Annotated in this window: 14 protein-coding genes; 7 read left to right on the forward strand and 7 right to left on the reverse strand. The window is 71.3% G+C overall.

All coding sequences use genetic code 11. The annotated features are described in order from the left end of the window. Positions 1-308: 308 nt before the first annotated feature. Both ACTWQF_RS20810 and ACTWQF_RS20815 read left to right on the forward strand, forming a co-directional pair. Positions 309-758: an ester cyclase gene (locus ACTWQF_RS20810; protein ID WP_443281100.1), complete on the forward strand. Its 450-nt coding sequence runs from the start codon at positions 309-311 to the stop codon at positions 756-758. Next, positions 755-1,249, forward strand: a complete 495-nt coding sequence (locus ACTWQF_RS20815) for a DUF3237 domain-containing protein (RefSeq protein WP_443281101.1) — start codon at positions 755-757, stop codon at positions 1,247-1,249. Before ACTWQF_RS20810 ends, ACTWQF_RS20815 begins: the two co-directional genes overlap by 4 nt. Before the next feature lie 3 nt (positions 1,250-1,252). Here ACTWQF_RS20815 and ACTWQF_RS20820 read toward each other — a convergent pair whose 3' ends face one another. After that, positions 1,253-1,840: a DinB family protein gene (locus ACTWQF_RS20820; RefSeq protein WP_443281102.1), complete on the reverse strand. Its 588-nt coding sequence runs from the start codon at positions 1,838-1,840 to the stop codon at positions 1,253-1,255. A gap of 83 nt (positions 1,841-1,923) precedes the next feature. Here ACTWQF_RS20820 and ACTWQF_RS20825 point away from each other — a divergent pair, with 83 nt between their 5' ends. Further along, positions 1,924-2,742: a class I SAM-dependent methyltransferase gene (locus ACTWQF_RS20825; RefSeq protein ID WP_443281103.1), complete on the forward strand. Its 819-nt coding sequence runs from the start codon at positions 1,924-1,926 to the stop codon at positions 2,740-2,742. 209 nt (positions 2,743-2,951) lie between these two features. Here ACTWQF_RS20825 and ACTWQF_RS20830 read toward each other — a convergent pair whose 3' ends face one another. The 4 genes from ACTWQF_RS20830 to ACTWQF_RS20845 all read right to left on the reverse strand — a co-directional run bounded on the left by ACTWQF_RS20830 (position 2,952) and on the right by ACTWQF_RS20845 (position 6,107). Beyond that, the gene (locus ACTWQF_RS20830; RefSeq protein WP_443281104.1) at positions 2,952-4,007 is read right to left on the reverse strand and encodes a lipoate--protein ligase family protein; all 1,056 of its coding nucleotides are present in this window, start codon (positions 4,005-4,007) and stop codon (positions 2,952-2,954) included. 41 nt (positions 4,008-4,048) lie between these two features. After that, a complete protein-coding gene (locus ACTWQF_RS20835) occupies positions 4,049-4,528 on the reverse strand; it encodes a hypothetical protein (protein ID WP_443281105.1) in 480 nt (159 codons plus the stop codon). A 44-nt stretch (positions 4,529-4,572) separates the two neighbouring features. Beyond that, a complete protein-coding gene (locus ACTWQF_RS20840; RefSeq protein WP_443281106.1) occupies positions 4,573-5,124 on the reverse strand; it encodes a COG4315 family predicted lipoprotein in 552 nt (183 codons plus the stop codon). A gap of 224 nt (positions 5,125-5,348) precedes the next feature. Further along, complete coding sequence (locus ACTWQF_RS20845) at positions 5,349-6,107, reverse strand: 3-oxoacyl-ACP reductase family protein (RefSeq protein ID WP_443281237.1); 759 nt, start codon at positions 6,105-6,107, stop codon at positions 5,349-5,351. 180 nt (positions 6,108-6,287) lie between these two features. Here ACTWQF_RS20845 and ACTWQF_RS20850 point away from each other — a divergent pair, with 180 nt between their 5' ends. The 4 genes from ACTWQF_RS20850 to ACTWQF_RS20865 all read left to right on the forward strand — a co-directional run bounded on the left by ACTWQF_RS20850 (position 6,288) and on the right by ACTWQF_RS20865 (position 10,649). After that, complete coding sequence (locus ACTWQF_RS20850) at positions 6,288-6,977, forward strand: B3/B4 domain-containing protein (protein ID WP_443281107.1); 690 nt, start codon at positions 6,288-6,290, stop codon at positions 6,975-6,977. Between the two features lie 118 nt (positions 6,978-7,095). Beyond that, positions 7,096-7,941 (forward strand): inositol monophosphatase family protein, encoded by an 846-nt coding sequence (locus ACTWQF_RS20855; protein WP_443281108.1) that lies wholly within the window; start codon positions 7,096-7,098, stop codon positions 7,939-7,941. Positions 7,942-7,967: 26 nt separating this feature from the next. Next, complete coding sequence (locus ACTWQF_RS20860; RefSeq protein WP_443281109.1) at positions 7,968-9,404, forward strand: phytoene desaturase family protein; 1,437 nt, start codon at positions 7,968-7,970, stop codon at positions 9,402-9,404. Positions 9,405-9,548: 144 nt separating this feature from the next. Next, the gene (locus ACTWQF_RS20865) at positions 9,549-10,649 is read left to right on the forward strand and encodes a glycerate kinase (RefSeq protein ID WP_443281238.1); all 1,101 of its coding nucleotides are present in this window, start codon (positions 9,549-9,551) and stop codon (positions 10,647-10,649) included. Positions 10,650-10,789: 140 nt separating this feature from the next. Here the strand turns inward: ACTWQF_RS20865 and pssA are convergent, their stop codons facing one another. Both pssA and ACTWQF_RS20875 read right to left on the reverse strand, forming a co-directional pair. Continuing rightward, positions 10,790-11,698: a CDP-diacylglycerol--serine O-phosphatidyltransferase gene (pssA, locus tag ACTWQF_RS20870; protein ID WP_443281110.1), complete on the reverse strand. Its 909-nt coding sequence runs from the start codon at positions 11,696-11,698 to the stop codon at positions 10,790-10,792. Beyond that, positions 11,685-12,377 carry a phosphatidylserine decarboxylase gene (locus ACTWQF_RS20875; protein ID WP_443281111.1) on the reverse strand — a complete coding sequence of 231 codons (693 nt, stop codon included), beginning with the start codon at positions 12,375-12,377 and terminating at the stop codon, positions 11,685-11,687. Before ACTWQF_RS20875 ends, pssA begins: the two co-directional genes overlap by 14 nt. Between the last annotated feature and the right edge of the window lie 11 nt (positions 12,378-12,388).

Below are 12,388 nucleotides of genomic sequence, written 5' to 3' on the forward strand. Positions count from 1 at the left end.
CGGCGCCCACGGGCTCTGGCCGAATACCAGCGTATTTATCGGGCGTTAGCAGTCATACGGAGCCTAGGGGCGGCCCGGGCAGCCAGCCATGCCAGGACCTGGTGGTTCACCCGTCCGGGTAGCCGGGCGAGGCGGTGTGCGCACGGGCGGTGACCCGCGCTTGGCGACCCTTCTGGGCCTGACAGACGCTGATGCGTCACGACGGTCGGCAACCGGTTGTGGGGCACGCCGGTAACGTGTTAACTGTGCGAACGATCGTACGGTTAACTCTGCTCGTCCGAAGGAGGCACCCTGTGCAGGAACGACGCATGGTAGAGCTGGCGCATGCGCTGGCCGTCGCCAAGAGCCGGCAGGACATCCCTGCGGCCCTCCGGCTCCTCCACCCCGAGATGCTGCTGGAGACCCCGGCGTTCGGGACGACGGCCCGGGGGCGGGCCGAGAACGAGAGGGCGTTGAGGCGGTTCTTCGCCGCGTTCCCGGACTACGACATCACCTTGGACGGCCATGCGAGCAATGCGGACACGCTCGTGTGCTGGGGAACGGCGCGGCTGACCATGACGGGCGACCGGTTCGGTGTGCAACCCGACGGCAGCCGCGCCGCGTTGCCGGTCTTCCTCCGGTTCACCTTCCAGGACGACCTCATCGCGAGCGAACAGTTCTTCTTCGACCTGGCGACCCTGTGCGACCAGTCCGGTGTCTCCACGGACGCGGTCCGCAGCACGCTCTTTCCCGTACCCGCACAAGGAGAGGCCCGATGACAGCGGATGCGCGGGTGCGCGAGGTGGAGGACATCCGCACAGCGCACCTCTTCGACCTCGTCGTCGATCTGAACCCCCGGCTGCCCATCGGCAGCGGCCCGTTCGGCCGACGCGTCCTCTTCGGTGCCGCCGGAGGCACGTTCCACGGGCCCAAACTGCGCGGGGAGGTCGTGCCCGGCGGCGGGGACTGGGCGCTGTTCGCCCCCGACGGAACGATGGCACTGGACGTACGCCTGACACTGCGCACCCACGACGGAGCGCTGCTGCACATGACCTACGGCGGTCGCTGGGTCACGCCGCCCGCGCTGCGCGAGGCCATGGCCGATCCCGCCGAGCGGCACCGCATCGACCCGGCCGGCTACTACTTCCGCACCAACCCGCTCTTCGAGACGGGAGCCCAGCAGTACGCCTGGCTCAACGGCATCGTCTGCGTGGGGTCGGGATACCTCGTCGAAGGAGGGATCGCCTACAAGATCTGCGAGATCCTGTGACCGTCACAATCCCTTCGCTCCGTCGATCCGCTCCCGGAGCAGGTCGGCGTGGCCGTTGTGCCGGGCGTATTCCTCGACCATGTGGACGAGCACCCAGCGCAGCGACACTTCCCCGCGCCATCCGTCGACGCCCGTGGCGTCGAGGTCCGGCGCCTCGGCGACGAACCGCTCCGCGAAGGCGACTTCTTCGCGCCAGGCGCGCCAGGCCGCCGTGACGGTTTCCTCGTCGGACGCCGCGCCGTCGAAGTCCCCGTCGGGGTCGGCGTCCGAGGAGAAGCGGGGCGGCGCGTCCTGCCCGGCGAGCACCTGCCGGAACCAGCGGCGCTCCACATCGGCGAGGTGCCGGACCAGCCCGAGCAGGGAGAGCGTGGACGGCTCGACGGATCGCCGGGCCAGTGCACCGTCGACGTCCGCGCACTTCAGCTCCAGGGTGGCGCGCTGGGCCGTCAGAAAGCCGACGAGCAGGGCGCGTTCGTCACCCGTCGTCGGACCGTCGAACCGGGTGTCCTGCCCGGGGCTGACGAATGTCTCGGCCCTTCTGGCCGGAGCGGATGCGCCCGCGCCGGGGGCGGGGCCGGACTCCGCAGTCATGTTCTGCTCCATGAAACTCTCCGGTTCTGTCGGGACCGTTGGACGCCATTGTAAGTGGGCGATCGCCCACTTAGAGTGGGCGGATGCCCACTGAACCGTCGGGGCCCTCGCGCCCATCCGCGCCCGAGCCCCATCAACTCCGGCAGATGGCCGAGTCGTTCGGCGTGAATGCCGAACGCTACGACCGCACCCGCCCCCACTACCCCGACCGCCTGGTACGGCGCATCGTCGACGCCGGGCCCGGCCCCGGCGTGCTCGACGTCGGCTGCGGCACCGGCATAGCTGCCCACCAGTTCGCAGCGGCCGGCTGCCGGGTCCTCGGCGTCGAACCGGACGCGCGCCTGGCCGACTTCGCCCGACGCGGCGGGATCGAGGTCGAGGTGGCCACGTTCGAGTCCTGGGACCCGGCGGGCCGGACGTTCGACGTGGTCGCCGCCGGGCAGGCATGGCACTGGGTCGACCCGGTCGCGGGCGCGGCAAAGGCGGCGCAAGTGCTGCGGCCCGGCGGTCTGCTGGCCGCCTTCTGGCACATCTTCCAGCTCCCGGCGGTCGTGGCGGAAGCCTTCGCCACCGCCTACCGGCGGGTGCAGCCCGACGCGCCGGTCGACCCCCGGCCGCAGAAGCAGGACCCGGACGGCCACCAACCGCTGGTCGTCAAGGCCACCGACGGCATCCGGGAGTCGGGCGGGTTCCGCGAGCCGGAGCAGTGGCGGTTCGGCTGGGAGCAGACCTACACCCGCGACGAGTGGCTGGACCAGATGCCGACCCACGGCATCCTCACCACGCTCCCCCCGGACCAGCTGGCCCAGGTACTGGACGCTGTCGGAACCGCCATCGACGCGATCGGAGGCAGCTTCACGATGCCCTACACCACCGTGGCCGTCACCGCGGCAAGAAGCTGACACCGCGCCCCGAAGGGGCGCGGGGAACTGCTCCCCCTGGGGGTACCTCCCGCCGGAGGCTGGGGGACTCCGGCAGGGAGGTGCCCCCACAAGCCATGGGGGTACCTCCCTGCTCGAAGAGCTTGGGGGAGCAAGCCGCAGCCTGCGGACGACGGGCAGGGGCGCCCCCTTACCGGCAGCTGGAGGGGACAAGATCCGCCGGACAAGCCCTACGGCACCCGGGCGGTCCACTCCTCGCTGCTGTACTTGGTGAGGGCGAGTTCCTCGGCGCGGGCCATCTCCTCCTCGGTCACCCGGCCCTCGGCGAGCCCGTAGCGACTGCGGAACGAACGGATCATCCGGTCGATGACCTCGCCGCGCGGGAGGCCGGTCTGCCGGCGCAGCGGATCGACGCGCTTCTTGGCGCTCCTGGTGCCCTTGTCGGACATCTTCTCCTTGCCGATGCGCAGCACGTCCAGCATCTTCTCGGCGTCGATGTTGTACGACATGGTCACGTGGTGCAGGACGGCTCCTTCGTCGGCCGTGACGCGCTTCTGGGCGGCGCCGGCGATCTTGCCCTCCTTCGAGGCGATGTCGTTCAGCGGCACGTACCAGGCCCTGATCCCCATGTCACCGAGGGCGTTGAGCACCCAGTCGTCGAGATAGGCGTACGAGTCGGCGAACGACAGGCCGGAGACGAGGGAGGCGGGCACCGAGAGGGAGTAGGTGATGGTGTTCTCGGCCTCGACGAACATGGCACCGCCGCCGGAGATGCGGCGTACGACGGTGACCCCGTGCCGGGCCGCGCCCTCGGGATCCACCTCGTTGCGGAGGGACTGGAAGCTGCCGATGATGACGGCGGGGGAGTCCCATTCCCATACGCGGAGCGTCGGGGCGCGGCGGCCGGTGGCGACCTGCGCCGTCAGCACCTCGTCGAGGGCCATATGCAGGGCGGGCGACTGCGGCGGCTCGTGGATGAGCTGCCACTCGTAGTCGGTCCAGTCGGTGGCCCGCGTCAGCGCGCGGCGTACGCAGACCGCCACCCCCTCGGCCGTGATGCCGTACATCGCGGTGCCCTCAGGGAGCGCGGCCTCGATACGGGCGCTGAGGCCGGCCGTGTCGGTGTCGGAGGAAGCGCCCTCGAGGGCCTGGTCGATGGCGGCGAGCGCCTCGTCGGGTTCGAGGAAGAAGTCGCCGGCCACGCGGACGTTCCGCAGCACACCGTCCTGGTCGTCCAGATCGACCACCACCAGCTTGCCGCCGGGAATCTTGTACTCGCCGTGCATGGCCGACCCCCTGCCTCAGCTGTCCGTTCCGGAGCCGGCGTTCAGCCTACGTCGGTGACGAGCCGGCGCGATCGGCGCGTATGGCTGATCAGCAGGAACGTGGACATCACCAGCGTCACGACCTGGGCGACGACGGTGAGTCTCTTGTCGTCGAACCAGGCCGGGTCGTACATGTTGGGGATCGGCCCCAGCTCGCCCACGTCGACGTAGGCGTAGAGCAGCAGGAGCGCCAGCCCGCCGCCGGCGACCAGCCAGGCGAACGCGTCGGAGAGCCTCCGCCACCACACCAGCACCAGCAGCGCCGCGAGTGCCGCGATACCCGCCTCGATCCGGAAGAGGTCCCCCTGGCTGATGCTCGCGCTGACCGCGTCGTACTGATCGGCGAGGTTGGCGTGGACGTAGGCGTCGACGCCGAGACCTCCGGCGGACAGCGCGCGGGCACCGCCCTGCACGATGCGGTACGCCTGCCCGTGGGGTGCGGGTGGCGGAGCGTGGGGAGTGGTGGGGGTGTTCGCGGTCATGGCCTCTCCTGCCGTCCGGGTGTGCGGGATACCGGTCCCGGGTCTCAGTAGCCGCCGTCGGTCTGCTTCGGCTTCTTGGAGGGCTTCTTCTCCTGTTTCTTCTCCTTCTCCCCGCTGGTGATCTTCTTGCCGGACGGGTCGAGGACGAACCACTCGGCGCCGAACTGGTTGAGCGCCTGGCCGTTGGTGTCGCCCGCCTCCTCGTCGCCCGCGTAGCGGTAGAGGGGATGGCCGTCGTAGGTGACCTGCCGGTCGCCGCCCTCCCGCTTGCTGGTTCCCAGGAGTTCGCTCCTGGCTCCGGCACCCGCCTTGGGTTCGGTCTTGCCCTTGACGACGACGGGGGGCCACGCCTGTGCGCAACCCCCCTTGCACGTCGACCTGCTCGACTTGTCCGCCTCGAACAGATAGAGCGTCCGGCCCGCACCGTCGACCAGGATCTTGCCCAGGTCGCCGGAGCGCACCTGGACCGTCCCCTCCTTCTTCGTGGTCGAGGGCGAGGGGGCCGAGCCGCCGTCGTCGTCCGAGCACCCGCTGAGGGCAGCGGCCCACAGCACGGCTGTCACGGCGCAGACGGCTGTCCTGGTCGAGTTCCTCATCCAGTCCTCCGGCTCGGCTCTCCCTCGGTCCGGGGAGGGGCTGCGGGACCAGAGCACCACGCGCCCCGGGGCGCCGCCACTTGGCGGGGGCCGTCCTGCGTAAGCCGGGCCGTGGGCAGGCCGGGCCCCGTCCTGCGTAAGCCGGGCCGTGGGCAGGCCGGGCCCCGTCCTGCGTAAGCCGGGCCGTGGGCAGGCCGGGCCCCGTCCTGCGTAAGCCCGAGCCGTCAGGCGGCGAAGCCGCCGTCCACCGCCAGCAGGGCGCCGGTGACGTACCGGGCGCCGTCGCCGACGAGGTGGGCCACCGAGTCGGCGATCTCCTCCGGCGTCCCGTACCGGCCCAGCATCGTGAGCGCCGCCTGGGCCTCGGCGCCCTCGCCGTCGGCGGGGTTCATGTCGGTGTCGATCGGACCCGGTGCCACCTCGTTGACGGTGATGCCGCGCGACGCCAGTTCCCGGGCCAGCCCCTTGGTCAGTCCGGTGACGGCCGCCTTGCTCATGGCGTACAGCGTCATTCCGGGGAAGGGCACGTGCGCGGAGACGCAACTGCCGATGTTGACGATCCGGCCGCCGTCGGCCATCCGCGAGGCCGCCGCCTGTGCCACCAGGTAGGCACCGCGGACGTTGACCGTCAGCACCCGGTCGAGCTCGGCGGGCTCCACCGACGCGAGCTCGCCCTGGGCGCCGGTACCCGCGTTGTTGACCAGGATGTCCAGCCGCCCGAACTCCTCCACGGCCCCTTCCACGGCGGCCCGGACCGAGTCCGCATCCCCCAGCGAGGCCCGTACGGTCCACGCCCGGCCGCCGCGTTCCTTGATCTGCTCCGCCACCTCGCGGGCCAGCTCGGCGTTCGACTCGTACGTCAGCGCCACATCCGCGCCGTCCGCTGCCAGGCGCAGCGCGACGGCCGCGCCGATGCCCCGGCTGCCGCCGGTCACGAGGGCTGCCCTGCCGGTGAGGGGCTTGTGGGTGGTGTCGCTGTGCATGGTTTCCGCCTGTCCGTTCGTCGTCGTGTCGGTCGTCGTTCCGATTGACATGACTCGATCCTCGGGCGGCGGGTGCCGGGGCGCTGGCGCTATTCGGACGGTGCAATTTTCGGTCGCGTATGCTGCACCTGCTGGTACGGTGTAGTGAACCAATGCCGACCACGGGAGCGACACGTACACATGAACACGACCGAGGAGTGGCTGGCCGCCGCCTCCATCGACCCGTCCGTCGGTGAGCTGCGCCCGGACTACCGCGCGCTGCTGATCGTGGCCGAGGGGCTGCGGCCAGGGCCCGGCGACGCCTTCAGCGAGGAACTGCTCGCCGAGGCCGAGGCGAAGGCGTGCGATCCCGAGGAGCACCCGCACGTCGCCGAGTGGCGGGAGGCGTTCCGCGGCTTCGGCGCGAAGCCCAAGCGCACCCGCCCCAGCGTCGACGCGCTGCTGCGGCGCGCCCCTGAAGGACTGCCGCGCGTCGACCGGCTGACGGACATCTACAACGCGGTCTCCGTCGCGCACGTCGTACCGCTCGGCGGCGAGGATCTCGACCGCTACGTCGGCCCCCTCCGGCTCACCCGCGCCGAGGGCACGGAGCCCTTCGCACTCATGTCGGGCGGCGAGCCCGTGACGGAGAACCCGCGTGCGGGCGAAGTGATCTGGCGCGACGACGAAGGCGTCACCTGCCGCCGCTGGAACTGGCGCCAGTGCGTACGCACCCGGCTGACGACGCAGACCACCCGCGCGGTTTTCATCCTCGACGCCCTCGGTGCCATGGATGACTCCGCACTGGAAGAAGCGGGCCGCGCCCTCACGGACGCCCTGCTGGCCGGCAACCCCGACGCGGCGACGGCCTCCCGCCTGCTGCGGGCCTGAACCCCACCCGCTTCCCTGTTCCGCGGTCCCACCCTTTACCGCGGCGATTTACCGCGGCGACCAGCGTCGTTCCCGCCCTCGTCGCCCTCCTCGCCCGGGCCCGTGCTTCCATGGTGAGGTGATCGACGATGAGCTGATGACAGCCGTGGAACAGGCGGTCCGCGAGGCCGTGGACGCTCAGGTGATGCCGCGCTGGCGGCAGCTCGCCGAGCACGAGGTCGAGACCAAGACCGGCAGCCACGACCTGGTCACCGTCGCCGACCAGCGCGCCGAACAGCAACTCTCAGAGGCGCTGCGCCAGTTGCTGCCGGGCTCCGCGGTCGTCGGCGAGGAGATGGTGCACGCGCATCCGGCCTCGTACGCGGCGCTCGTCGGCCCGGACCCGGTGTGGATCATCGACCCCATCGACGGCACCCGCCAGTTCGTCGCGGGCGACGAGGGCTTCTGCACCATGGTTGCCCTCGCCCACCACGGAGAGACCCTCGCCGGCTGGATCCTGGCGCCCGCCCTCGGGATGACGGCCATCGTCCGGCGCGGCGGCGGTGCGCTCCTCAACGGGGAGCCGCTGTACGCCGGTTCACCCGATGCGGGCGCGCCGTTGCACGTCGCCGTCTCGCACCCGGACTACACGGACGAGTCCCAGGAACGCGCCCTGCGCGGGCTGCGCACGGAGGGCGTCGACGTACGGCCCACCGGCTCCGCAGGACTCGAATACGTCGCGATCGCCCAGGGCCGGCTGGATGCCGTCGCCTACACCTGGGAGTCCGCCTGGGACCACGCGGCGGGGCTGCTGATGGTGGCCGAGGCGGGCGGCGCCAGCAGCACCGTCGCGGATGTCCCGTTCCGCCTCGCGGGCGGCAACGCGCTGCCGTTCACCGCGGCGCGTGACGCGGACACGACGCGGCGTATGGTGGGGCTGCTGCGCGACGAGAGTGTCGAGAGCGACAGAAGCCGACCTGCCTGACCAGGGCCGGGCGAGGGGAGCCGCAAGTGCCATCGATCCGGGACGCGGTTGTCGTGGGAGCCGGCCCCAACGGGCTGACCGCAGCTGTGGAGCTGGCCCGACGCGGCTTCGAGGTCGAGCTGTTCGAAGCCCGCGAGACCATCGGCGGCGGCGCCCGCACCGAGGAGCTGACCCTGCCGGGCTTCCGGCACGACCCCTGCTCCGCCGTCCACCCCACCGGCGCCGCATCGCCCGCCTTCCGCTCCATGCCGCTGGAGCGGTACGGACTGGAGTGGCTGCACCCCGAACTGCCCCTGGCGCACCCGTTCCCCGACGGCAGCGCCGCCGTGCTGGCCCGCTCGGTCGGTGAGACGGCGGCCTCCCTCGGCCCGCGCGACGCGGGCGCCTACCGCCGCCTGGTCGGGCCGTACATCGGCCGCTGGGAGACCCTCGCGGAGGACTTCTTCGGCTACGGCTCAGCCCTCAACGGCCGCTTCCCCATCGACCCCGTGCAGCTCGTCCGGTTCGGACTGACCGGGCTGCAGCCGATCACCTGGTCCAAGATCCGGTTCCGGGACGAGAAGGCCCGGGCGCTGCTCGCGGGCATGGCGGGGCACGTCATCGCGCCGATGAACAACCCGTTCATGACGGCCCCCGCCCTCGTCTTCGCACTCGCCGGACACGTGGTCGGCTGGCCGGTCCCGCGCGGCGGCTCCCAGGCCATCTCCGACGCGCTGGCCGGCTACCTGCGCGCCCTCGGCGGTACGATCCACACCGGCACCGAGGTCAAACGCCTGGACGAACTCCCGCCCGCGCGCGCCTACATCTTCGACACCTCGCCGACCGCGCTCGCCCGTATCGCCGGGCTGGGCAGCGCCTACGACAACGTCCGCTACGGCGCCAGCGTCTTCAAGATCGACTACGCGCTGGACGGCCCCGTCCCCTGGACCTCCCCGCAGGCGGCACGCGCCGGAACGGTGCACGTCGGCCCCACGCTGACCGACATCGACACCGCGATGCGGGACGCCGTCGTACGCGGCCGGCCCCCGGAGCGGCCCTTCCTCATCACCTCGCAGCCCAGCCTCGTCGACCCCACCCGCGCCCCCGAGGGCAAGCACGCCTTCTGGGCGTACGGCCATCTCCCGAACGGCTGGGAGGGCGACGCCACCGAGGCCGTCGAGCGGCAGATCGAACGGTTCGCGCCCGGCTTCCGCGACCACGTGCTGGCCCGCGCCACCGCCGGACCACCCCAGCTCGCAGTCCGCAACGCCAACTACGTCGGCGGCGACATCGCCTGCGGCTCTGCAGCCGGGCTGCGGCTGCTGATCCGGCCCAAGCTCAAGCGCGTCCCGTACGAGACCGCACACCCGTCCGTCTTCCTGTGCTCCTCCGCGGCCCCGCCCGGCCCCGGCGTACACGGCATGGCGGGCCACCACGCAGCCCGCGCCGTCTGGCGCCGGCTGCGCCGGGGGCGCGCGCGATAAGGCGCGCACGCCCCCTCTTTCCCGGCCCATGGTCGAGGGAGGCGTCGGAAAGATAGGGTCCCCAAGGCGCGACTGCCTGTTCGAACAACAGAGAGACCCAGGGGCAGAACCATGACAACGACGGTGCGGACCACACCGGCGCGGGTGCTGATCGCCGCGGACAAGTTCAAGGGATCGCTGACGGCCGTCGAGGTCGCGGAGCATCTGACGGCCGGAATCAGGAAGGCCCGCCCGGAGGTGGACGTCGAGGCCGTACCGGTGGCCGACGGCGGTGACGGCACCGTCGCGGCGGCCGTCGCCAACGGCTTCGTCCGCCATGAGGTCGAGGTCACGGGCCCCCTCGGCGCCCCCGTCACTGCCGCCTTCGCGCTGCGTGAGGGCACCGCCGTCGTGGAGATGGCCGAGGCGTCCGGCCTCCAGCACCTGCCACCCGGCGTCTTCGTGCCGCTGACAGCCACCACGTACGGCGCCGGTGAGCTGCTGCTGGCCGCCGTCGAGGCGGGAGCGCACACCGTCATCTTCGGCGTCGGCGGCTCGGCCACCACCGACGGCGGCGCCGGCATGCTGGACGCGCTGGGCGCCCGGCTGCTGGACCGGGACGGGGACTCCATCCCGTGGGGCGGCGGCGGACTGCGCGAACTGGTCTCGGCCGACCTGACGAGCATGGACCCGCGCCTGAAAAACGTCGAGGTCGTCCTCGCCAGCGACGTCGACAACCCGCTGACCGGGCCCAAGGGCGCCGCCGCCGTCTACGGCCCCCAGAAGGGCGCCAGTGACGAGGACGTACGGCTCTTGGACGACGCCCTCACCCACTTCGCCGAGGTCCTCGGCGAACAGGAGGCCGCCGCCTCGCCCGGCGCCGGCGCCGCGGGCGGTATCGGCTTCGGCGCCCTTGTCGGCCTCCGTGCCCGGTTCCGCCCCGGCATCGAGATCCTCATGGAGGAGCTCGGCGTCGAGGCCGCCATCGGGAGGGCCTCGCTCGTGATCACCGGGGAGGGCTCCCTGGACGAACAGACCCTCCACGGGAAGGCTCCCGCGGGCGTCGCGGCTGCTGCGCGCCGCGCCGGTAAGCCTGTGGTCGCCGTCTGTGGCCGCCTCGCCATCGGCCAGCGGGAGCTCCGCGCCGCCGGCATCGAACGGGCCTACGCCCTTACGGATATCGAGTCCGACGTCGACCGCTGCATCGCCGAGGCCGGCCCTCTCCTGGAAACCCTCGCCCTCCGCCTCGCCACCGACCATTTCTAGCCGCCTCAGTGCTTGAGGGCCCAGCCTTGGGCCGCCCTCTCCCGTTGTTGAGGGCGCCGCGCCCCCCAAAAAGCGGACAGCCGCAGAAACAAAGAGGGGTCCACCAGCAAGTGGTGGACCCCTCACAGAAGGCAGCGGAACTAACCCTGGGCGGCAGCCCTGGCCTCGCGGCGATTATCGCGGAACGCGTTCACCCGCCGGGCTGTCGCAAACAGCGGAATCACCGCCCCAAGAACAACCTGCAACGCACACCCGGTCTGAAGCAGCAGCTCCCCACCCGGCGCGTCGAAGGCCCAAGAGGCGAGCAACCCCATGCTGAGCACGATCCAGCACAGCATGGCCACAGCCAGCCGTCCCCGCGGCTTCGGATACTCCACACGGCTGACCATCAGCCACGCGACGCCGAGAATGCCGAGCGCGGTCGGCACGAAGGGCAGCCCCAGCAGCACGATCGAAACAACGGTCAAGGCTCCGAAAGGACCTGGCATGCCCTGGAACATTCCGTTCCGCATCGGCACGCAGGAGAACCGCGCAAGCCGCAGCACCACCGCCAGCAGCACCACAACGGCGGCAACGACCGAGATCCGCTGGTGTGCGTTGTTGTCGACCATGCCCCAGACGGCCACGAAATAGGCGGGCGCCAGCCCGAAGCTGATCAGATCGGAAAGGTTGTCCAGCTCAGCACCCATCGCCGAGCTGCGCAGCTTCCGCGCAACCAGCCCGTCGAAGAGGTCGAAGACGGCGGCCATCAGCATCAGCACCACGGCCGTGGCGGCGCTGTGCCGGGCCATGCCGCCGTCCTCGCTGCCGGTCAGGTGCGGAATGAGGACGCCGGTGGTGGTGAAGTACACCGCCATGAAGCCGCAGGTCGCGTTACCCAGCGTGAGCGTGTCCGCGATCGACAGCCGGGTCGACAGCGGCATCTCGTCGTCGGCGTCGTCCGTGTACTCCGCGTAGTCGTCATCGGCGTACTCGGCGTAGCCGGTATCTGCGGACCGCTCCGTTCCGGGAACCCAGGTCGCCTGGGCGTCGGGATCAATCACGGTCAAGGCGAGTCACCCCCGCTGTCGTGGTCTGACCGACCTCCACGGCCGTCTCGACGCCCTTGGGGAGGTAGACGTCCACCCGGGAGCCGAACCTGATCAGCCCGAGGCGCTCGCCCTGCTCGACCTTGGCACCACTGGGCACGTACGGAACGATGCGCCGGGCCACGGCGCCGGCGATCTGGACCATCTCGATATCGCCCAGCTCCGTGTCGAAGTGCCAGACGACGCGCTCGTTGTTCTCGCTCTCCTTGTTGAACGCGGGAACGTAGCCGCCGGGGATGTGCTCGACGGACGCCACCGTGCCCGCGAGGGGAGCCCGGTTGACATGGACGTTCAGCGGGCTCATGAAGATGGCGACGCGGGTACGGCCGTCCTGCCACGGCATGATGCTCTGCACCACGCCGTCTGCCGGGGAGATCACCCGGCCCTGACCGATTTCCCGCTCCGGGTCCCGGAAGAACCACAGCATCCCGGCAGCGAGCGCTGTCGCGGGTACGGCGACCAGTGCGGCGCGCTTCGACCTGCGGGTGCGGGCCAGGCTGAGGGCGGCCGTCGCGACGGTCGGTACGAGCCACGGCGAGGCGCCGCGCGCGAGGCGCACGCGAGGTGCGCGGGATGCGCCGGAGCCGTCAGTGCCGGACGAGGGAGAGCCGCTGGGTGCTGTGGATGGGCTGTGGGGCATGAATGACCTTC

Source organism: Streptomyces sp. 8N114 (genome assembly GCF_052245835.1).
Lineage (GTDB): Bacteria > Actinomycetota > Actinomycetes > Streptomycetales > Streptomycetaceae > Streptomyces.

Coding starts and splice junctions, on each gene's coding strand:
- ACTWQF_RS20820 (WP_443281102.1), bottom strand. CDS start 1,840: ATGACTGCGGAGTCCGGCCCCGCCCCCGGCGCGGGCGCATCCGCTCCG.
- ACTWQF_RS20835 (WP_443281105.1), bottom strand. CDS start 4,528: ATGACCGCGAACACCCCCACCACTCCCCACGCTCCGCCACCCGCACCC.
- ACTWQF_RS20845 (WP_443281237.1), bottom strand. CDS start 6,107: ATGCACAGCGACACCACCCACAAGCCCCTCACCGGCAGGGCAGCCCTC.
- ACTWQF_RS20815 (WP_443281101.1), top strand. CDS start 755: ATGACAGCGGATGCGCGGGTGCGCGAGGTGGAGGACATCCGCACAGCG.
- ACTWQF_RS20840 (WP_443281106.1), bottom strand. CDS start 5,124: ATGAGGAACTCGACCAGGACAGCCGTCTGCGCCGTGACAGCCGTGCTG.
- ACTWQF_RS20830 (WP_443281104.1), bottom strand. CDS start 4,007: ATGCACGGCGAGTACAAGATTCCCGGCGGCAAGCTGGTGGTGGTCGAT.
- ACTWQF_RS20825 (WP_443281103.1), top strand. CDS start 1,924: ATGCCCACTGAACCGTCGGGGCCCTCGCGCCCATCCGCGCCCGAGCCC.
- ACTWQF_RS20875 (WP_443281111.1), bottom strand. CDS start 12,377: ATGCCCCACAGCCCATCCACAGCACCCAGCGGCTCTCCCTCGTCCGGC.
- ACTWQF_RS20810 (WP_443281100.1), top strand. CDS start 309: ATGGTAGAGCTGGCGCATGCGCTGGCCGTCGCCAAGAGCCGGCAGGAC.
- ACTWQF_RS20850 (WP_443281107.1), top strand. CDS start 6,288: ATGAACACGACCGAGGAGTGGCTGGCCGCCGCCTCCATCGACCCGTCC.